The following is an 18,662-nucleotide window of genomic DNA, read 5'->3' as shown; positions in this document are numbered from 1 at the left end:
CTCCTCCGGGGATGCGCCGATGACCGAGATGATCCTGCGCGCCGCCCTGGTGTGGCTGGGGCTGCTGGTGCTGCTGCGGCTGTCGGGGCGGCGGACGCTGGGGCAGATGAGCCCGGTGGACCTGGTGGTGCTGCTGCTGGCCAGCGAGATGCTGCAGCCGGCGCTGCTGGGCGAGGACAACAGCCTGACCAGCGCCTTCCTGGTGATCGTGACGCTGATGCTGCTCAGCGTGCTGTATGCCCTGGTGCAGAACCGCTGGCCGCGGCTGGGACGGGTGCTGGAAGGGGCGCCGACGCTGCTGGTGCGCGACGGCCAGCCCGATCACGCCGCGCTGCGCCGCGCCCGGGTGTCGCTGGACGACGTGATGGCCAGTGCCCGCGGGAGCGGTATCGCCGAGGTCGCGGCGGTGCGCTTCGCCGTGCTGGAAACCGACGGGCGGATCAGCATCATCCCCTTCGGGCCGCCGGCGGAACCAGCGGCGGCGAGCCCTCAGCCGCCCAGATAGGCTTCGCGCACCTCCGGCCGCGCCAGCAGGGCGGCGCCGGTGTCGGCCATGGTGATGCGGCCGTTCACCAGCACGTAGCCGCGATGGGCGAGGCGCAGCGCCTGGTTGGCGTTCTGCTCCACCAGCAGCACGGTCAGTCCCTCGCGGGCGTTGAGGTCGCGGATGGCGCCGAAGATCTGCTTCACCACCAGCGGCGCCAGCCCGAGCGAGGGCTCGTCCAGCAGCAGCAGGCGCGGGCGCGACATCAGGGCGCGGGCGATGGCCAGCATCTGCTGCTCGCCGCCCGAGAGCGTGCCGCCGCGCTGCGCCTCGCGCTCGCGCAGGCGGGGGAACAGGGTGAAGGCGCGCTCCAGGTCGGGGGCGGGGTCGTGGTCGAACTGCTGCGCGCCCATCAGCAGGTTTTCCCGCACGCTCATGCGCGGAAAGATGCGGCGGCCCTCGGGCGACTGCGCGATGCCCAGGCGGGCGATGCCGTGGGTGGGCAGGGCGGAAATGTCGCGGCCCTCGAACAGCACGGCGCCGGAGCGGGCGCGGGGCGAGCCGCAGACCGTCATCAGCAGGGTGGACTTGCCCGCGCCGTTGGCGCCGATCAGCGCCACGATCTCGCCGGGGGCCACGGTGATCGAGACGTCGTTCAGCGCCCGCACCGCGCCGTAGGCGGCGGACACGCCGCGCAGTTCCAGCATCGGCGTCGCGGTTGCCGGGCGGGTGGAAAGCTCCGCGCTCATGCCGCCACCTCGTCCGCGTCGCCTTCGCCCAGATAGGCGGCGATCACCGCCGGGTTGCGGCGGATCTCCCCCGGCGTGCCGGAGGCGATCTGCACCCCGTGGTCCAGCACCACGATGCGGTCGGAAATGCCCATTACCACGCCCATGTCGTGCTCGATCAGCAGCACGGAGGTGCCGGTGTCGCGGATGCGCCGCACCAGCGTGCCGAGCTCCTCGCTCTCGCGCGGGTTGAGACCGGCGGCGGGTTCGTCCAGGCACAGCAGGCTGGGACCGTCGGGGGCGTTGGAACACATGGCCCGCGCGATCTCCAGCCGACGCTGGTCGCCGTAGGGCAGGGCGCCGGCGGGGTCGTCGGCGCGGGCGGTGAGGTTGGTCTCGTCCAGCCAGCGGCGGGCGCGCTCGATCGCCGCGCGCTCGGCGGCGGGGTAGCGCGACAGGCCCAGCACCGCGCCGATGCCGAAGCCGGTGGCGGCCATCAGCGCGTTGTGCTGCGCCACCAGCAGGTTCTCCAGCACCGTCATGCCGGCGAAGAGGCGGATGTTCTGGAAGGTGCGCGCCACCCCGGCGCGCGAGATGCGGTGGCCGGCGAGGTTGTGCAGCGCCCGTTCGCCATTCGTCGCGTGCAGGGTGATGGAGCCGGAGGTCGGCCGGTAGAAGCCGGTGATGCAGTTGAACATGGTGGTCTTGCCGGCGCCGTTGGGGCCGATCACCGCGGTGATCTCCCCCTTGCCGGCCGCGAAGGACACGGCGTTGACGGCGGTGAGGCCGCCGAAGCGCATGGTCAGCGCCTCGACCGTCAGGATCGGGGCGGCGGTCATCCGTGGCCCTCCGCGACCAGGTCGCCCGAGATGGCGCGACCCTTCCTGCCGCTCAGCGTCACCGTGGGCGTGCGCGTGGACACCAGGCCGCGCGGGCGCCACACCATGATCACCACCATGGCGGCGCCGAACACCAGCATCCGCCATTCCTCCAACCCGCGGAACACCTCGAAGCCGCCGATCATCACCAGGGCGGCGATGGCGACGCCGAGCTGCGAGCCCAGGCCGCCCAGCACCACGATGGCCAGGATGATCGCGCTCTCGATGAAGGTGAAGCTTTCGGGGGAGATGAAGGCCTGCCGGGTGGCGAAGAAGGCGCCGGCGAAGCCGCCGAACATGGCGCCCAGCGCGAAGGCGGTCAGCTTGGTGACGGTGATGTCGATGCCCAGCGCGCGGGCGGCGACCTCGTCCTCGCGCAGGGCTTCCCAGGCGCGGCCGAGCGGTTGGCGGCGCAGGCGCAGCGTGACCCAGTTGGTCAGCAGGGCCAGCGCCAGGATCAGGTAGTATAGGAAGATCACGCGGTGGATCGGCGAGGGTTCCAGCCCGAAGAACTCGGCGAAGGAGCCGGGCCCGCCGCCGGCATTGAACTGCAGGCCGAACAGGGTGGGCCGCGCGATGCCCGAGATGCCGTTGGGGCCGCCGGTCAGCGACACCCAGTTCAGCAGCAGCACGCGGATGATCTCGCCGAAGGCCAGCGTCACGATGGCCAGGTAGTCGCCGCGCAGGCGCAGCACGGGAAAGCCCAGCAGCACGCCCCAGAAGGCGGCCATGATCCCGGCCAGCGGCAGGCAGATCCAGAAGTTCAGGCCGAAATGCTGCGACAGCAGCGCGTAGGAGTAGGCGCCCACGGCGTAGAAGGCGACGTAGCCGAGGTCCAGCAGCCCGGCGAGGCCGACCACGATGTTCAGCCCCCAGCCCAGCATCACGTAGGTCAGCACCAGCACCGCGAGGTCCAGCTCGTAGCGGCCGATGCCGGGGATGAAGGGCAGCACCACCGCGACGCCCAGGAACAGCGGCGCCAGAATGTGGCTGGGGCGGAGGCCGCCGGGGCGCGCCACCCGCACCGCGCGCGGGGCGCGATGGCGCGACAGGGCCAGGGCGAAGAGCACGACCGTGAGGGCCAGCAGCACGAACCACAGCGTCAGCGGCACGCGGCCGGCCAGCAGCAGCGCGGCGGGCTGGCGCAGCGCCTCGGCCAGCCCGTCGCTGGCGGCGACGCGCATGGCGGAGCCTAGGAACACCGCGGCCGAGGCGAAGCCGGCGGCGCGCAGGAACAGGCGGGCGGGGTTGCGGGCGCGGCCGTCCAGCGTCACGCGCAGCGCGAAATGGCCGACGAAGACCAGCACGGCCAGCAGGATCACCTCGGCCCAGCGGGTGCGCAGGAACAAGCTGCTGTTGGGGCCGACATCGGTGCGCAGCGCCACCAGCGGCACGAAGAGGCCCAGCGACACCAGCGCCGCCAGCCCGGCGTCGCGCAGGCCGCGCAGCGCGTCGAAGGGCGGGTGCGACGGTTCCGCCTCGCCCGGCACCGGGCGCGGGATGCCGCCGGCCTCGCCGGGATCGGGCACGCCGTCGGCGTGGTGGCCGGCGCCGCCAGGAATCGGGGCACCGCCGGACGGGTCGAGGCTGCCCGCCGCGCCGCCGGCGCCGGCGTTGCTCGCGGCGCCGCCGGCGCCGGGGGAGGCGTCCGGCCCGCTCATACCTTCTCGACCTCCTGGCGGCCGAGCAGGCCGGTGGGGAGGAAGATCAGCGTCAGCACCAGGATGGAGAAGGCGGCGACGTCCTTGTACTGCACGGAGAAGTAGGCGCTCCAGAAGGTCTCGATCAGGCCGATCAGCAGCCCGCCCAGCACGGCGCCGGGCAGCGAGCCGATGCCGCCCAGCACGGCCGCGGTGAAGGCTTTCACCCCCGCCAGGAAGCCGATGTAGAAGTCGATCACGCCGTAGCGCAGCAGGTACATGCCGCCCGCCACCGCCGCCAGCGCGGCGCCGATGACGAAGGCCAGCGAGATGGTGCGGTCGGTGTCGACGCCGAGCAGGGAAGCCATCTTGCGGTCCTGCTCCACCGCCCGCATAGCGCGGCCCAGGCGGGTGCGCGTCACCAGGACCGTGAAGGCGGCGAGGACGAACAGCGTCACCAGCACGATCGCCACCTGGATCCAGCTCAGCTGCACGGCGAAGCCGCCCTGCTCGAACAGCGTCACGCCGCCGGGCACCAGCGGCTCCATCGGCTTGACGCGGGCGCCCTGGCTGACCTGCACGAAGTTCTGCAGCACGATGGACATGCCGATGGCCGAGATCAGCGGCGCCAGGCGGAAGGAGCCGCGCAAGGGGCGGTAGGCGATGCGCTCCACCGTCCAGCCGTACAGGCCGGTGACCGCCATGGAGAAGGCCAGCGCCAGCAGGATGGCCGCGGAGCCATCCAGGAAGGAGCCGCCGACCAGCAGCAGCAGCCCCACCAGCATGGCGAAGGCGCCGATCATGAAGATGTCGCCGTGGGCGAAATTGATCATGCCCACGATGCCGTAGACCATCGTGTAGCCGACCGCGATCAAGCCGTAGATCATCCCCAGCGAGATGCCGTTGATCAGCTGCTGCAGCGCATAGGCCAAGAGCCGCGCCCCTTTTCTGCCAGTTATCCCGTTTCGTCCCGCAGGCTACGCCGGTCCGGCCTGCGGCACCATCATGGCTGCGCGGGGAACCGCGACCTTGCCCGCCGGGGGCTGCGGCGGTTGCCCGCGCTCCCGGCCAGTCCTAGCCTTTCGCCGTTCCCGAAGCGGAGGATCCGTCCATGATGCCGTTCCTGGGCCGGCCGGCGCGCCGGCTGCTGGCCGAGCCCGTCGCCGCGACTCCCGCCGCCGGGCCGTCGCGCCGCGGGCTGCTGGCGCTGGCCTGCGCCTGTTCCGCGCTGCCGATGCTGGCCGCGAAGTCCGTCCGCGCCGCGGTGGCGCCAGGGGCGGCCCGGCCGTTCCACGCGGCGCTGGACGCCGCGGCCGCCGCGATCGAGCCGCGCATGATCGCTTGGCGCCGCGACATCCACCAGAACCCCGAGCTGGGCAACCAGGAGAACCGGACCTCCGGGCTGGTGGCGGCGCACCTGCGCAACCTCGGTTACGAGGTGCGCGACAAGGTGGCGGTGACCGGGCTGGTGGCGGTGCTGCGCGGCGGCGGCGGCCCCGGCCCGGTGATCGCGCTGCGCGCCGACATGGACGCGCTGCCGGTGGCCGAGGAGGTGGACCTGCCCTTCGCCTCCCGCGCCAAGACCACCTGGGACGGCCAGGAGGTCAGCGTCATGCATGCCTGCGGCCACGACTGCCACACCGCGATCCTGATGGCCGCGGCGGAGGTGCTGGCGCAGCACAAGGACCAGCTGCGCGGCACGATCAAGCTGATCTTCCAGCCCGCCGAGGAGAACCTGCCGCGCGGCGAGATCGGCGGCGCCCGCCGCATGCTGGACGAAGGCGCCTTCGCCGATCCCAAGCCGGACGCGGTGTTCGGCCTGCACGTGGTGTCCGGCCTGCCGGTCGGCGCGCTGGGCTGGCGCCCCGGCCCGGCGGCGGCCAGCGCCGACGAGTTCCGCATCACCGTGCAGGGCCGGCAGACCCACGGCGCGCGGCCCTGGGCGGGCGTGGACCCGATCGTGGTGGGGGCGCAGATCGTTTCGGCGCTGCAGACCATCCAGAGCCGGCAGGTGGATGTGGGCGAGCCCTCCGTGCTGACGGTGGGGCAGTTCCATTCCGGCAACCGCAACAACATCATCCCCGACCGCGCCGAGCTGAACGGCACGCTGCGCACCTACGGCGAGGAGCGGCGGCAATACGTGATGAAGCGCGTCACGGAGATTTCCGAGAACGTCGCCAAGGGCATGGACGCCACCGCAACGGTGAACTGGGAGCCCAACGGCTATCCCAGCAACAGCAACGACCCCGCCCTGTCCGAACGCATGGCCCCCAGCCTGGCGCGCGTGGCCGGGGCGGAAGGGCTGCGGCTGATGCCGCCGGGGCTGGCGGCGGAGGACTTCGCCTACTTCTCGCGCGCCGTGCCGGGCTTCTTCTTCAACGTCGGCATTTCCACGCCGGGCGATGGGCTGCGCAACGCGGCGCCCAACCATTCGCCGCGCTTCCAGGTGGATGAGCGGGGGATGATCTTCGGGCTGCGCGGCATGCTGCACGCGGTGGCGGACTTCACCGGGAGCGGTACGCCGGCCTGAGGGTGGAAGAAGGCCGGGGGAGTGAACTCCCCCGGTCCCCCTCCTTCTTTCGGGAGTCCGGGGGGATACTTCCCCCCGGCTTGCTTTCCCCTACCCCGGCCGCGGCGCGGCGGCGCGTTCCAGGCGGTCGTTGATCGCGGCACCCAGGCCGTCGCGCGGCACCGGCACGGCGGCGATGCCGGTCAGGCCGAGGCGCGTGCCCTCCGCGTCCAGGGCGCGCAGGCCGGAAAACAGGCGCGCGGCGGCTTCCGCCAGGTCGCCGGCGGGGCTCAGGTTCCAGAGGGCGCCGGCGCCGGGCAGCGGCTCGGGGCCGAAGGCGAGCAGGGCTTCGGTGGCGGCCACGGAGGTCGCCTCCAGCCGCACCGGCAGGCCGGGGGCGTAGTGGGACAGCAGCATGCCGGGCGAGCGCAGCGTGCGCGTGGCGGCCGCCGCGGCCAGGGGCAGGGGGCGGCCGACCGGGCCGATGAGGGCCTCGATCGCCTCGGCCGGGACGCCGCCGGGGCGCAGCAACACCGCGCCGGGGCCGGTCAGGTCCAGCACCGTGCTTTCCACCCCCACGGCGCAGGGGCCGCCATCCAGCACGGCAGCGATGCGGCCGCCCAGGCCGTCCAGCACGTGCGCCGCAGTGGTGGGCGACACGCCGCCGGAGCGGTTGGCGGAGGGAGCGGCGACCGGGCTGCCGACCTCGCCCAGCAGCGCCAGGGCCAGGGGGTGCGCCGGCACCCGCACCGCCAGCGTGTCCAGCCCGGCCCCGGCCAGCAGGTCCACGCGGCTGGTGGCGCGGCGCGGCAGCACCAGGGTCAGCGGGCCGGGCCAGAAGCGCTCGGCCAGGGCCAGGGCGCGGCCGTCGGGCAGCACCTCGGCGAAGGCGGTGGCGGCGTCGAGGAAGTGGCAGATCAGCGGGTTGAAGTGGGGGCGGCCCTTGGCGTCGAAGATGGCGGCCACGGCGCGGCCCTGCCGGGCATCGGCGCCCAGGCCGTAGACCGTCTCGGTCGGGAAGGCGACCAGCTCACCGCCGCGCAGCAGCGCCGCCGCGCGGCCGAGCGCCGCGGCGGGCAGCTGTTCCGTCACGGCACGCCTTCGGGGTCCGGCGAGGTGCGGCCGGGGGCAGGCTGGCGGGGGATGGCGCCCGGGCGGCCCCAGGCCACGAAGGCGTCGTTCTCCAGGCCCGGCTTGCCGTAGCGCAGCCGCTCGCCGCTGGCCGCATCCAGCACGCGGCCGCCGGCGGCTTCCAGCAGCGCCTGAGCGGCGGCGGTGTCCCACTCCATGGTGCGGCCGAAGCGCGGGTAGAGGTCGGCCACCCCCTCCGCCAGGCGGCAGAACTTCACCGCGGCGCCGGTGTTCACCACCTCCGCCACCCGCCAGTCGCCCAGGAAAGGCTGCAGGCGGGGGTCGTTCATGGAATGGCGGCTGAACATCACCACCAGCCCGGCTTCCGGCGGCGGGCGGGCGGCCACGGGGCGGCGGCCGGCGGCGTCCTCCTTCCAGGCGGTGCCGGTGGCGACGATGCCGCCGAACACCTCGCCCGTGGGGGGGATGGCCACGGCGCCCAGCACCGGCGCGTCGCCCTGCACCAGGCCGATGCAGACGGCGTAGCTGTCGCGGCCGGCGGCGAATTCCCGCGTGCCGTCCAGCGGGTCCACCAGCCAGTAGCGATCGGCCAGGGCGGTGACCACGCCGGCGGCCACCTCCTCCTCGGCGATCACGGGGATGTCGGGGGTGGCGGCGCGCAGGCCCTCGGTGATGATGGCCTCGGCCACGCGGTCGGCTTCCGTGACCGGGGACGCGTCGGACTTGCGCTCCACCGCGAAGCCGGCGGCGCGCACCGCCTCGATGGCGGCGGCGGCGGTGCGGGCCAGCCGCGCCGCCAGTTCCAGGAGTTCCTCGTCGTTCATCCGCCGTGGATAGCCGCCCCGGTGCGGGAGCGCCATCGGGGCCGCCGGCCGCGGCGCCCGTGCGGCATCCGGTCGCGGGGGGTGAGGGGCTGCGGGGCGGGTCATAAGCCGGCGCAGGTGCCGCGGTATGGCGCTGCGCGGTGCCGCCGGGACGCAGGGCCCGCCGCCGGGGGCGCGGGGTGGCCGCTATTGCGCGCGACTTCCGGCCGGTCCTGGGTCAGGATGTCGTGAGCCATGGGTCGGACGGTGCGGCGATGGAACAGGTCACCACCCGCTGCTGCGTGGTCGGCGGCGGTCCGGCCGGGATGATGCTGGGGCTGCTGCTGGCGCGCGCGGGCGTGCCGGTCGTGGTGCTGGAAAAGCACGCCGACTTCCTGCGCGACTTCCGCGGCGACACGCTGCACCCCTCGACGCTGGAAGTGGTGCGCGAGCTGGGCTGGCTGGAGGCGCTGCTGGCCCGGCCGCACCAGCGGGCGCGCGAGATCGGCGCGCAGTTCGGCGACACGGTGGTGCCGATGGCGGACTTCTCCCACCTGCCGACGGCCTGCCGCTTCGTGGCCTTCATGCCGCAATGGGATTTCCTCGACCTGGTGGCCGAGCAGGCACAGCACTTCCCCGGCTTCGCGCTGCGGATGCGGGCGGAGGCCACCGAGCTGTTGCGGGATGGCGACCGGGTGGCGGGCGTGCGGGCGCGCACCCCGGCGGGCGGGCTGGAGGTGCGCGCCGACCTCGTGGTGGCGGCCGACGGGCGGCATTCCGCGCTGCGGGCGCAGGCGGGGCTGCGCGTGCTGGACCAGGGGGCGCCGATCGACGTGCTGTGGTTCCGGCTGCCGCGCGGCGAGGGCGACGCCACCCAGTCCCTGGGCCGGGTGGCGCGCGGGCGGCTCTTCGTGACCATCGACCGCGGGGATTACTGGCAATGCGCCCTGGTGATCCGCAAGGGCGGCTTCGACGCCGTGCGGCGGGCCGGGCTGCCCGCCTTTCGTGCCGAGGTCGCCCGCGTCGCCCCCGGCTTCGCCGCGCGGCTGGACGGGATCGCCGACTGGGACCAGGTAAAGCTGCTCAGCGTGTCCGTGGACCGGCTGCAGGACTGGTGCCGGCCGGGGCTGCTCTGCATCGGCGACGCGGCGCACGCCATGTCGCCGGTGGGCGGGGTGGGCATCAACCTGGCCATCCAGGACGCGGTGGCGGCGGCCAACCTGCTGGCCCCGGCGCTGCGGCGCGGCGTGCCGGACCTGCGCGACCTCCGGCGGGTGCAGCGGCGGCGGGAATGGCCGACTCGGGCGACGCAGCGGTTGCAGCGGCTGGTGCAGGACCGGCTGATCGGCCGCGTGCTGGCCGGCGGCGGGGGCGGCGGTCCGCCCTGGCCGATGCGGCTACTGGCCCGGCTGCCGGTGCTGCGGCGGGTCCCGGCCCGGCTGATCGGGATGGGCTTCCGGCCGGAGCACGTGGCCCCCGGCCCGTGACGGCGCCCCCCGTGCCGCGCCTCGCGCGGGATGGGCCGGCGTCGCGCATTCCCCGGGTCAAGGCGGCGCGAGCCCGGCGCGCCCCGCCCTGGCCACCCGGCGGTGGGGTGGTATTGATCGTCTCAACCTTTTCTCATGGATCGGTCGCACCGCATGCTCGACATCGATTTCGCCAAGCCCGCCCTGCCTGCCGGCGGGGGGCTCGCGCTGCTGCTGACGGAGGAGGATCTCGGGGGCGGGCACTGGACCGAATGGGACCGGGTGCTGGGGGGTGCCATCCATCGCGGCATCGCAGCGGCGGAGTTCAAGGCGCGCAAGGGTAGCACCGCGCTGCTGCTGGCCCCCGGCAACGGCTTGAACCGGCTGGTGCTGGTGGGGCTGGGCAAGCGGGCCGAGCTGGACGCCCCGGCCGCCGAGGCCGCGGGCGGCGTGGCGGCCGGCGCCCTCTCGGGCGAGGCCACCGCGGCGATCGATGCCCGCGCGGTGCCGGTGGCGGCGGATGCGGCGCTGGGGGCGGCGCTGCGGATGTACCGCTTCGACCGCTACCGCACCACGGAGAAGCCGGACGACAAGCCGCGCATGCGGGCGCTGAAGGTGTTGTGCGAGGACCCCGGCGCGGCGCGCGACGCCTGGGCGTCCCGCCGCGCCGTGGCGGAGGGCGTGTTCCTGACCCGCGACCTCGTCAGCGAGCCGCCCAACGTGCTGGACCCGCCGGAATTCGCCGACCGCCTGCGCGCGCTGGAGAAGCTGGGCGTGGAGGTCGAGGTGTTCGGCCCCAAGGAGATGCGCAAGCTGGGCTTCGGCGCGCTGCTGGGCGTGGCCCAGGGCTCCGTGAAGGAGCCGCGCATGGTGGTGATGCGCTGGAACGGCGCAGGCGGGAATTCGCCGAAGCCGCTGTGCTTCGTGGGCAAGGGCGTGACCTTCGACACCGGCGGCATCTCCATCAAGCCCGCCGGCGGCATGGAGGACATGAAGTGGGACATGGCCGGCGCCGGCGTGGTGTCGGGGCTGATGACGGCGCTGGCCGGGCGCAAGGCCAAGGCCGACGTCATCGGCATCGTCGGGCTGGTGGAGAACATGCCGTCCGGCAACGCCCAGCGTCCGGGAGACGTGGTGACCACGGCCTCGGGGCAGACGGTGGAGGTGATCAACACCGACGCCGAGGGGCGCCTCGTGCTGGCGGACGTCATGTGGTACGCCAAGAAGCGCTTCGACCCCGCCTTCATGATCGACCTGGCCACGCTGACGGGCGCGATCATCGTGGCGCTGGGCCACGAGCATGCCGGGCTCTTCTCCAACGATGACGGCCTGGCCGCGCGCATCGAAGCCGCCGGCAAGTCGGTGGGCGAGCTGGCCTGGCGGATGCCGCTGGGCGACGCCTACGACAAGGGGCTGAAGTCCGAGATCGCCGACATGAAGAATGTCGGCGGCCGTCCGGGCGGCTCCATCACCGCGGCGCAGTTCATCCAGCGCTTCGTGGACGGCTGTCCCTGGGCGCATCTGGACATCGCCGGCACCGCCTGGAGCAGCAAGGACCAGCCCACCACGCCCAAGGGCGCCACCGCCTGGGGCGTGCGCCTGCTGGACCGCATGGTGGCCGAGCACCACGAGGGCGCCGCGGCTCCCGCCCCGGTGCCGGCCGAGCCGGAGGACACCGCGGCCGTGGCCGGGGCCGGTGCCTCGGCCGCCCTGCTGTCCGAGGGCGAGCCGAGCCCCGTGCCGGCCTCGCCGCAGCCCGACCAACCCGCGGAGGGCACGGGTGGCAGCGCGGCCGCGGCAACCCCCGCCAAGCCGCGCGCGTCGCGGTCGGGCACTTCCCGCAAGCGCTGAAGACCGCGCCCTTGTCGTCCCCTCTCGCGGCGCTGCCCAAGCTTCGCTGGCGCCGCGATCCCAAGCCGGGCGTGCCGCGCGCCCTGCCGCTCGGGCCCGGCGTCCCCGTGCCGGACGCGCTGCGCGAGGCGGCCCGGGCCGCGGCTTTCACCGGGGCCGCCGGGCAGTCCGCCGCCGTGCAGGCCCCGGCCGATGGCGGCGGGCCGGTCTGGCTGCTGGGCACCGGCGCGGCGCCGGCGGCGGCCGGCTGGGAAGCCGCGGGTGGCGGGGCGGAGGCGCTGCGCGCCGGGCTGGGGAGCGGGGCGCCCGGGCGCTTCGCCCTGGACGCGCGCAGGCTGCCCCCCGCCGTCGCGGCGTCGCTGGCCGCGGGTGCCGTCCTGCGCGCCTGGCGCCCGGACGCGACGCGCCGGCCCGACCCGGACGCGGCGCCGCCGCTGCACCGGCTGGACGTGCTGACGGAGGACCCCTCCCTGGCGCTGCAGGCCTTCGAGGCGATGGCGCCCGGGCTGCGCGGCGCGATCTTCGCCCGGCAGCAGGTGTTCGAGCCGGCCAACCGCCTGACGCCCAAGATCTTCGCCGAACGGCTGGAAGCGCTGGACCGTACCGGGCTGGCCGTCGAGGTCTGGGGCCGCAAGCGCCTGACGGAAGCGGGGTTCGGGGCGCTGCTGGCGGTGGGGCAGGGCTCGGCCGCGCCGCCGCGGCTGGCGGTGCTGCGCTGGGCCGGGGATTCCGACGCCGCGCCGGTGGCGCTGGTGGGCAAGGGGATCTGCTTCGACACCGGCGGCATCTCGATCAAGCCCGCCGCCGGGATGGAGGAGATGCGCGCCGACATGGCCGGCGCTGCCGCCTGCGCCGGCGCGATGCTGGCGCTGGCGCTGCGCGGCAGCCCGGTGCCCGCCGTGGCGGTGCTGCCGCTCGCGGAGAACATGACCGGCGGGGGCGCCTACCGCCCCGGCGACGTGGTGCGCACCCTGTCCGGCCGCACGGTGGAGGTGATCGACACCGATGCCGAGGGCCGCATGGTGCTGGCCGACGCGCTGCACCACGCCTGCACGGCGTTTCGGCCGCGCGCGGTGCTGGACCTCGCCACCCTGACCGGCAGCATCGTGACGGCGCTGGGCTATCACCGCGCCGGGGTGTTCGGCAATGACGGCGCGCTGATGGCGGCGGCGGCGGCGGCCGGGGAAGCGGTGGGCGAGCCGCTCTGGCCCATGCCGATCGGGGCGCGCCACCGCAGCGACCTGGACAGCGACATCGCCGACCTCAAGCAGTGCCTGCCCTCGGGCGGCGGGGGCGGCTGGGCCGGGCGCTTCACCCCCGATGCCAGCCACGCCGCCGCTTTCCTGCGCGAGTTCGTCGGCGACACGCCCTGGGCGCATCTGGACATCGCCGGCGTCGAGAGCTGGTCGGAGGACCGTCCCACCGCGGCGGCCGGGCCGTCCGGCTTCGGGGCGCGGCTGCTGGATCGGCTGCTGGCCGACCGCTTCGCGGAGCGCCGGCGCCGCCGTGGCTGAGATCGGCTTCTACCACCTGACCCGCACGCCGCTGGAACAGGCGCTGCCGCGGCTGCTGGGCCGCGTGCTGGAAGGCGGCGGCCGCGCCGTGGTGCGCTGCGCCGGGCCGGAACGGCTGGCGGCACTGGATGCCTCGCTGTGGTTGTCGCAGGACCCGGACTGGCTGCCGCACGGCACCCCCGCCACCGGCCAGGCGGAGCGGCAGCCGATCTGGCTGACTACGGAGGACGAGGCGCCCAATGGGGCGAAGTTCCTGTTCCTGGTAGACGGCGCCACCAGCGACCGGCTGGCAAGCTTCGACCGCGTGCTGGACCTGTTCGACGGCAACGACGCGGCGGCCACGGCCGGGGCGCGGGACCGCTGGCGCCAGGCCAAGGCGGCGGGACACACGCTGACCTATTGGCGCCAGGGCGCGCGGGGCTGGGAAAAGGGCCCCTGAACCGGGCGCCACTCCGTTTTTCCGGCGTGACAGTTTCGCGCCACCAACGGCATCCTCAGCGCCTTCGCAACGAGGAGAATCGGCATGGCCGTCGGCACCAAGTCGCGCAGCACGGGGCGGGGGAGCGGCACCGCGGCGTCACGCGCGGGCAGCGGCGCGAAACGATCCGCCGCCGGCAAGGCCGCCCCGGCCAAGAAGGCGGCCACGGGGAAGGCTGCCGCCCCCGGGAAGACCGCCGCCGCCAAGGCCCCGGCCCGCAAGGCCGCGCCCAAGGCTGCGGCGCCGCGGGCGGCCAAGACCGCCCGGAGCAGCACGGCCACGCGGGGCAAGGCGGTATCGCGGGCGGAGTTCCAGGCGGTGCAAACGCAGCTCGACGACCTGCAGCGGATCCTGCGCGAGTTGCGCGACAAGATGGACCCGCCGGTGGCGCATGACGGCGGCGGCGATTCGGGCGGAAACGGCGGCGACGGCGTTTGAGCCGCCTCAGTCCGGCACCCCGGCCAGGGTGAGGCCCCGGAAAAAGGCCTCGCGCTGCGCCAGATAGGCCGGATGGTCCGAGAGCGGCCGTGCGCGGAACCAGGAGGCGGAAAGGCGCGGCGCCGTTTCGAGCACCTCGGCGGCGAGGTTTCGCGCCTCGTCCACCTCGCCGTTGAGGGCCAGGGCGGCCGCGAGATGCATCCGCAACTCCGCCGCCGGCATCAGGACGGGCCGCTCCAGCGCGCGGCGGAACCGTTCCACCCCGTGATCGCCCTGTCCGGACTGCAGCATGGCCAGGCCGAGATAGGTGTGCCAGCTGTGGATGAAGGCATGGGTCGGGCCGCCGGCCGCCATGGCGGCCAGGATCGGCGCCGGGGCTTCCGCGGGATGGCCGGTGAGCACCAGCATCATCCCGATATTGGCGCGTGAGGGGAGCTGGTTGTCGTCCAGCGCCACGGCCTTGCGATAGGCTTCCAGCGCCTCGGCGGGGCGCCGCTGCAGGCGCAGCACGGCCGCCTGGGCCGTGTGGGCCTGGCCCAGCCCCGGCGCCAGCGCCACGGCACGTTCCGCCAGCTCCTCGGCCGTGCGCAGGTCGGCGGCCGCATTCAGGCTGAAGTTGCTGAGCACCATGTTGGTGTAGGTCACCACGGCGCCGGTATAGGACGGCGCGAAGCCAGGGTCGGCCTCCATCGCCCGCTGGAACAGGCTGCGCGCCGAGAGCCATTTCGCCGCCGGCTCGCCGGGGCCGTAGAAGATGGCCTGCCCTTCGTTGAACAGCCGCTCCGCTTCCGCGCGCGGCGAGGCGGCCGAGATCAGCGGCAAGGGGTTGCCCGGCCGCGCTTCGCCCGGCGCGAAATACAGGGCCGCGAACAGCAGCGAAACGGTCAATAGGCCGCCCCCCAGCACGGCCGGGCGCCACGGCCGCGGCCGGCGCGGCATCTGCGACGGTATGGATGGCGGCGAAGTGCGCGACGCCGGCACGGGCAGGGGCCACGGCGCGTCGCCGGGGCCGGGCGGGGTTGCGGAGGCGGGTGGGCCCGGCGGTGTTGCGGGCAGCGCGTCGGCCGGTGCCGTCGCTGCCGGTTCCGCCGCCAAGGATGCCGCGGTTCCGTGGTCGGCCGGCGCGTCGTCCGCCGTGGGGATCGCGTCCGCGGCAGGTGGCGGCAGCATCTCGCGCCGCACCACCGCGTCCAGCAGGTAGCCGCGCTTGGGTACCGTCCGCAGCAGCCGCGGGCCCGCTTCGCCCAGGGCGCGCCGGATCTCGCCCACGCATTGGGTGACGCCGTCATCCGTCACGTGCACGCCCGGCCAGATCGCCGTCAGCAGGGCATCCCGGTCCACCAGCTGCCCGGCGCGCTCCAGCAGGTGGCGCAGCAGCGCGTAGGTCTTGGGTCGCAGCGGGATTTCCGCCCCGTCCGGTCCCAGCAGGGCGCCGCGGCCGAGGTCGAGCACGAAGCTGTCGAAGCGCAGTGCTTCCCGAGGCGCCATCGCAGCGATCCTTCCCGGCAGCGCCCTTGGGCCGCCCCGGACGCGGAGTTTCGGCCATCCTTCGGCGAGATTCCAGACCCCTTTCGGGACCGTGACGAGTCTTCGGTGGCTCCCTGCCGCACCGCCCGGCGCCTGCTGCCGCCGGGCGGCCGGAGGGTTCCCCGTCATGACACGCCTGTTTCGGCTCGCCTGCCTCGGCCCGTTTCTGCTGTCCCCGGCCCTGCCATCCCCGGCCCGGGCCGCCGGGCCCGGCCTGGAATACGGGCCGGAAGCGGAAGCCCGGTTCCTGTCGGCCTGCGAGGCCGGTGCCGATCCCGTCGCCTGCCGCTGCCTGCTGCGCGGGCTGGAGGATGCGCTGGGCTACGAGCAGTTCCTGGCGGTGGCCGGGGCCGGTCCCGCCGCCCTGGCGGCCTCGCCGGAGCCGCGCCTGGGCGCGGCGCTGCGGCAGGCCGGGCAGAGCTGCCCGGATACGCGCGCCCCGGGCGCGGCGGGCTAGCGGGCATGTCCGCGGTGCTGCAATCCGCCGCGCTGCGGCCGGAAGACACCATCCCCTGGCGCGGCTGGCCGCTGCGGCACGGCGGCGCGCTGCTGCCGCTCGCGGCCATGGCGCTGGGGCTGTTGTGGCCGGCCGGGGCGGCGCTGGCCGACCGCGCCACGCCGCTGCTGCTCGCGGCCACCACGCTGTTCGGCGTGCTCGCCCTGCCGGCCGGGGGCGCCCTGCGGACGCCGCTGCGGGCGGCGGCGCTGGCCGTGGCCCTGGGGGTGTTCGGCCCGCTGCTCGCGGGCGTGGCGGCCACGGCCCTGGGCGCGGGGGCGGAGCGCACCGGCTGGGTGGTGCTGGCCGCCGCGGCGCCGGTGGGAACCGGGGCGATCGGCCTGGCCGCCGCGCTGGGCCTGGGTGGGGCGCGAACGGCGGCGGTGGTGCTGGCCTCCGTGGCGTCCTGCCCGGTGCTGCTGCCGGGGCTGGCGGCGCTGCTGCAACTGCCGGGGGCGCTCGATCCCGGGGCGCTGGCGGGGCGCTTGTGGCTGATGGCGGTGCTGCCGGCCGTGCTGGCGCTGCCGCTGCGGCGCCTGCCCCGGCTGGCAAGCGGTTCGGCGCGCGGCGCGAGTGCCGCGCTGGCGGTGCTGGCCCTGGCGCTGACGGCGCTGGCGCGGATGCACGGCGTCGGCCCGGTGCTGCGGGCTGATCCCGCCGCGGCGCTGGCGCTGCTGGGGCTGGCCTGCCTGCCGGTGCTGTGCGGCGCTGCCGTGGCACTAGTGCTGCTGCGCGGCCGCGGTGGCGCCGAGGCGATCCTGGCCGGCGGCTACCGCAACGTGACGCTGATCTGGGCCGCCTGCGCGCCGGTTCTGCCGCCGGAAGGGCACCTGTTCATGGCGCTCACCGCGCTGCCGGTCTTCGCCACGCCGGCCCTGGCCGCCCTGGCGCGGCGGCGGCCGGGCGGCTAGCGGCGTGGGGCGCTATTCCTCCAGCTTGACGCCGGTCAGCTCCACCATCTGGCGCCAGCGCTCCACCTCGTCGCGCTGAAAGGCGGCGAAGGCTGCCGGGCCCTGGGGCGCCAGGGTGAAGCCCGCGGCGCCCAGGCGCTGACCGACGGTGCCGTCCTCCAGCGCGCCCAGCATCGCGCGCGACAGGGCCTCCGTCACCGCCGGCGGGGTGTCGCGCGGGGCGAAGAGGCCGAACCAGGCATCCACGAAGGGGTCGGGCTGGCCGGCCTCGGCGGCGGTGGGCAGGTCGGGAAAGCCTTCCACCCGCGCGGGGGCGCCGATGCACAGGGCGCGCAGCTTGCCGTCCCGCACCAGTGGCGACACGGACGGGAAAGTGGCGGTGTAGAAATCCACCACCCCCGTCATGGTGTCCGTGGCCGCCGGGGCGGCGCCGCGATAGGGCACATGCGTCGCCTTCATGCCCGTGCGCCGCGCCAGCGTTTCGCTGATCACGTGCGAGGCGGAGCCGGCCTGCGAGGACGCGTAGGTCACGGGCTGCTGCTGCCCGCGCACCACCAGCTCCGCCAGGGTGTTCGAGGGCGAGTTGGCCGGTACCACCAGCGCGTGGTGCACCGTGGCCAGCCGCGCCACGGGGGTGAAGCCCTCCACCACGTGGAAGGGCAGCCGCGCCATCATCCACTGGTTGGAGGCATGGGTCTGGTTGTGCCCCAGCACCAGCGTGTTGCCGTCGGGCGCGGCGCGGAACGCAACCTCGCTGCCGATCACCCCGCCGGCGCCGGCGCGGTTGTCCACCACCACCGTGCGGCCCAGGGCGGCCTGCGCCTTCTCGCCCACCACGCGGGCCAGGATGTCGGTGGGGCCGCCGGGCGGGGCGGGAACCACCAGCCGCAGCGGCGGGGCGCCGGTCTGGGCCCGGGCGCCGCGGGCCGCCAGGGCGGGCAGGGCGAGGCCGAGGGCCAGGGCGGCGCGGCGCGTGGGCATGGGGCGGTTCTCCCGGACTGGAGCCTGGCTGATCGCCCCCCGGCGACGGGGGGTCAAGAGTACGGGGGCTTCGGCGTGGCCGCCGCGCGGGCCGCAACCCGGCCGCCGCGGCACGGTTGCCCCGGCATCGCCGCTCGCCACCCGCGGCGACCGCAGGAGAACAGCGCATGACCCTTTCCCCCACCGCCCCAGGGGCGCCGGGTGGCCCGGTGCCCGACCGTCCCTCCGTCGCGGGGATGAGCGCGCTGCTGGCCCGCAACTGGTGGGCCATCGGGCTGCGCGGCGCCTTTGCCATCCTGTTCGGCCTGGTGGCGCTGCTGGTGCCCTTCGCCACCGTGGCGTCGCTGGTACTGGTGTTCGCCGCCTACATGCTGGCGGACGGCATCTTCGCGATCGTGGCCGGGGTCCGGGCCGCGGCCCGGCACGAGCGCTGGGGCCTGCTGATCCTGGAAGGAGTCGTGGACCTGCTGGCCGGCGTGGTGGCCTTTCTGATGCCGGGGCTGACCGTGCTGCTGCTGGTCACGCTGCTCGGCATCTGGTCGGTGGTGTCCGGCGCGCTGATGATCTTCGCCGCGTTTCGCCTGCAGGGCGGCCATGGGCGCTGGCTGCTGGCGCTGTCGGGGTTGGTGTCGGTGGTCTGGGGCGTGCTGCTCTACCTGTCGCCGGTGGCGGGCGCGCTGGTGCTGACCTGGTGGCTGGGCGGCTACGCCCTGGCCTTCGGCGTGGTGCTGCTGGTCCTGGCCTTCCGGCTGCGGGCGCGCCGGGGCGCCGTTCCGCCAGCAGGCGCCCTGCCGCGCTGAACCCGGCGCCGGGGCGGGGATGCGGCGTCCCCCGCCCGGCGTCCCGGGAAGACGACGCCCTGCCGC

At 75.0% G+C, this 18,662-nt stretch carries 18 protein-coding genes; 10 read left to right on the top strand and 8 right to left on the bottom strand.

Going from position 1 to position 18,662, the window contains the following annotated elements; all coding sequences use genetic code 11:
* Positions 1–19: 19 nt before the first annotated feature.
* Entirely contained in the window at positions 20–505 is a 486-nt protein-coding gene (locus ACLIBK_RS03795) for a DUF421 domain-containing protein (RefSeq protein WP_415385889.1), read from the top strand.
* On the opposite strand, the gene ACLIBK_RS03790 is transcribed toward ACLIBK_RS03795, so the two are convergent.
* Genes ACLIBK_RS03790 through ACLIBK_RS03775 form a run of 4 tightly spaced genes read right to left on the bottom strand, consistent with a single transcriptional unit; the run spans position 490 to position 4,662 of the window.
* A complete protein-coding gene (locus ACLIBK_RS03790) occupies positions 490–1,191 on the bottom strand; it encodes an ABC transporter ATP-binding protein (protein ID WP_415385930.1) in 702 nt (233 codons plus the stop codon). The genes ACLIBK_RS03795 and ACLIBK_RS03790 overlap by 16 nt on opposite strands.
* A gap of 38 nt (positions 1,192–1,229) precedes the next feature.
* Entirely contained in the window at positions 1,230–2,051 is an 822-nt protein-coding gene (locus tag ACLIBK_RS03785; protein WP_415385888.1) for an ABC transporter ATP-binding protein, read from the bottom strand.
* Positions 2,048–3,751: a high-affinity branched-chain amino acid ABC transporter permease LivM gene (livM, locus tag ACLIBK_RS03780; RefSeq protein WP_415385887.1), complete on the bottom strand. Its 1,704-nt coding sequence runs from the start codon at positions 3,749–3,751 to the stop codon at positions 2,048–2,050. The genes ACLIBK_RS03785 and livM overlap by 4 nt, the downstream gene beginning before the upstream one ends.
* A complete protein-coding gene (locus ACLIBK_RS03775) occupies positions 3,748–4,662 on the bottom strand; it encodes an ABC transporter permease subunit (protein ID WP_415385886.1) in 915 nt (304 codons plus the stop codon). Before ACLIBK_RS03775 ends, livM begins: the two co-directional genes overlap by 4 nt.
* 179 nt (positions 4,663–4,841) lie before the next feature.
* On the opposite strand from ACLIBK_RS03775, the gene ACLIBK_RS03770 reads away from it, so the two are divergent.
* Positions 4,842–6,260, top strand: coding sequence for an amidohydrolase (locus ACLIBK_RS03770; protein WP_415385885.1), 1,419 nt, complete (start codon positions 4,842–4,844; stop codon positions 6,258–6,260).
* 90 nt (positions 6,261–6,350) lie between these two features.
* Here the strand turns inward: ACLIBK_RS03770 and ACLIBK_RS03765 are convergent, their stop codons facing one another.
* Positions 6,351–7,331, bottom strand: a complete 981-nt coding sequence (locus ACLIBK_RS03765) for an L-threonylcarbamoyladenylate synthase (protein ID WP_415385884.1) — start codon at positions 7,329–7,331, stop codon at positions 6,351–6,353.
* On the bottom strand, positions 7,328–8,155 hold the full coding sequence (gene cysQ / locus ACLIBK_RS03760; protein ID WP_415385883.1) for a 3'(2'),5'-bisphosphate nucleotidase CysQ: 828 nt from the start codon (positions 8,153–8,155) through the stop codon (positions 7,328–7,330). The genes ACLIBK_RS03765 and cysQ overlap by 4 nt, the downstream gene beginning before the upstream one ends.
* A gap of 227 nt (positions 8,156–8,382) precedes the next feature.
* On the opposite strand from cysQ, the gene ACLIBK_RS03755 reads away from it, so the two are divergent.
* The 5 genes from ACLIBK_RS03755 to ACLIBK_RS03735 all read left to right on the top strand — a co-directional run bounded on the left by ACLIBK_RS03755 (position 8,383) and on the right by ACLIBK_RS03735 (position 13,881).
* Positions 8,383–9,621 (top strand): FAD-dependent oxidoreductase, encoded by a 1,239-nt coding sequence (locus ACLIBK_RS03755; RefSeq protein WP_415385882.1) that lies wholly within the window; start codon positions 8,383–8,385, stop codon positions 9,619–9,621.
* A 153-nt stretch (positions 9,622–9,774) separates the two neighbouring features.
* Positions 9,775–11,451, top strand: a complete 1,677-nt coding sequence (locus ACLIBK_RS03750; RefSeq protein ID WP_415385881.1) for a leucyl aminopeptidase — start codon at positions 9,775–9,777, stop codon at positions 11,449–11,451.
* Positions 11,452–11,462: 11 nt separating this feature from the next.
* A complete protein-coding gene (locus tag ACLIBK_RS03745; RefSeq protein WP_415385880.1) occupies positions 11,463–12,965 on the top strand; it encodes a leucyl aminopeptidase family protein in 1,503 nt (500 codons plus the stop codon).
* A complete protein-coding gene (locus tag ACLIBK_RS03740) occupies positions 12,958–13,404 on the top strand; it encodes a DNA polymerase III subunit chi (RefSeq protein WP_415385879.1) in 447 nt (148 codons plus the stop codon). The genes ACLIBK_RS03745 and ACLIBK_RS03740 overlap by 8 nt, the downstream gene beginning before the upstream one ends.
* Positions 13,405–13,488: 84 nt before the next feature.
* A complete protein-coding gene (locus ACLIBK_RS03735; RefSeq protein ID WP_415385878.1) occupies positions 13,489–13,881 on the top strand; it encodes a hypothetical protein in 393 nt (130 codons plus the stop codon).
* Between the two features lie 6 nt (positions 13,882–13,887).
* Here the strand turns inward: ACLIBK_RS03735 and ACLIBK_RS03730 are convergent, their stop codons facing one another.
* Positions 13,888–15,369, bottom strand: coding sequence for a winged helix-turn-helix domain-containing protein (locus tag ACLIBK_RS03730; RefSeq protein ID WP_415385877.1), 1,482 nt, complete (start codon positions 15,367–15,369; stop codon positions 13,888–13,890).
* Between the two features lie 166 nt (positions 15,370–15,535).
* Here ACLIBK_RS03730 and ACLIBK_RS03725 point away from each other — a divergent pair, with 166 nt between their 5' ends.
* Both ACLIBK_RS03725 and ACLIBK_RS03720 read left to right on the top strand, forming a co-directional pair.
* Positions 15,536–15,865, top strand: a complete 330-nt coding sequence (locus tag ACLIBK_RS03725; RefSeq protein ID WP_415385876.1) for a hypothetical protein — start codon at positions 15,536–15,538, stop codon at positions 15,863–15,865.
* A gap of 5 nt (positions 15,866–15,870) precedes the next feature.
* Positions 15,871–16,815: a hypothetical protein gene (locus ACLIBK_RS03720; RefSeq protein ID WP_415385875.1), complete on the top strand. Its 945-nt coding sequence runs from the start codon at positions 15,871–15,873 to the stop codon at positions 16,813–16,815.
* A 12-nt stretch (positions 16,816–16,827) separates the two neighbouring features.
* Here ACLIBK_RS03720 and ACLIBK_RS03715 read toward each other — a convergent pair whose 3' ends face one another.
* Entirely contained in the window at positions 16,828–17,796 is a 969-nt protein-coding gene (locus tag ACLIBK_RS03715) for a Bug family tripartite tricarboxylate transporter substrate binding protein (protein WP_415385874.1), read from the bottom strand.
* Positions 17,797–17,963: 167 nt separating this feature from the next.
* Here ACLIBK_RS03715 and ACLIBK_RS03710 point away from each other — a divergent pair, with 167 nt between their 5' ends.
* Positions 17,964–18,596 (top strand): HdeD family acid-resistance protein, encoded by a 633-nt coding sequence (locus ACLIBK_RS03710; protein ID WP_415385873.1) that lies wholly within the window; start codon positions 17,964–17,966, stop codon positions 18,594–18,596.
* Positions 18,597–18,662: the final 66 nt, after the last annotated feature.

Origin of the sequence: Roseomonas sp. BN140053 (assembly GCF_047690175.1) — a bacterium.
GTDB lineage: Bacteria > Pseudomonadota > Alphaproteobacteria > Acetobacterales > Acetobacteraceae > Roseomonas.
The sequence above is the reverse complement of the archived record's forward strand: the minus strand, read 5'-3'. Positions and strand labels throughout refer to the sequence as shown.

Coding starts and splice junctions, on each gene's coding strand:
- ACLIBK_RS03795 (WP_415385889.1), top strand. CDS start 20: ATGACCGAGATGATCCTGCGCGCCGCCCTGGTGTGGCTGGGGCTGCTG.
- ACLIBK_RS03790 (WP_415385930.1), bottom strand. CDS start 1,191: ATGCTGGAACTGCGCGGCGTGTCCGCCGCCTACGGCGCGGTGCGGGCG.
- ACLIBK_RS03785 (WP_415385888.1), bottom strand. CDS start 2,051: ATGACCGCCGCCCCGATCCTGACGGTCGAGGCGCTGACCATGCGCTTC.
- livM (WP_415385887.1), bottom strand. CDS start 3,751: ATGAGCGGGCCGGACGCCTCCCCCGGCGCCGGCGGCGCCGCGAGCAAC.
- ACLIBK_RS03770 (WP_415385885.1), top strand. CDS start 4,842: ATGATGCCGTTCCTGGGCCGGCCGGCGCGCCGGCTGCTGGCCGAGCCC.
- cysQ (WP_415385883.1), bottom strand. CDS start 8,155: ATGAACGACGAGGAACTCCTGGAACTGGCGGCGCGGCTGGCCCGCACC.
- ACLIBK_RS03750 (WP_415385881.1), top strand. CDS start 9,775: ATGCTCGACATCGATTTCGCCAAGCCCGCCCTGCCTGCCGGCGGGGGG.
- ACLIBK_RS03735 (WP_415385878.1), top strand. CDS start 13,489: ATGGCCGTCGGCACCAAGTCGCGCAGCACGGGGCGGGGGAGCGGCACC.
- ACLIBK_RS03730 (WP_415385877.1), bottom strand. CDS start 15,369: ATGGCGCCTCGGGAAGCACTGCGCTTCGACAGCTTCGTGCTCGACCTC.
- ACLIBK_RS03725 (WP_415385876.1), top strand. CDS start 15,536: ATGACACGCCTGTTTCGGCTCGCCTGCCTCGGCCCGTTTCTGCTGTCC.
- ACLIBK_RS03720 (WP_415385875.1), top strand. CDS start 15,871: ATGTCCGCGGTGCTGCAATCCGCCGCGCTGCGGCCGGAAGACACCATC.
- ACLIBK_RS03715 (WP_415385874.1), bottom strand. CDS start 17,796: ATGCCCACGCGCCGCGCCGCCCTGGCCCTCGGCCTCGCCCTGCCCGCC.
- ACLIBK_RS03710 (WP_415385873.1), top strand. CDS start 17,964: ATGACCCTTTCCCCCACCGCCCCAGGGGCGCCGGGTGGCCCGGTGCCC.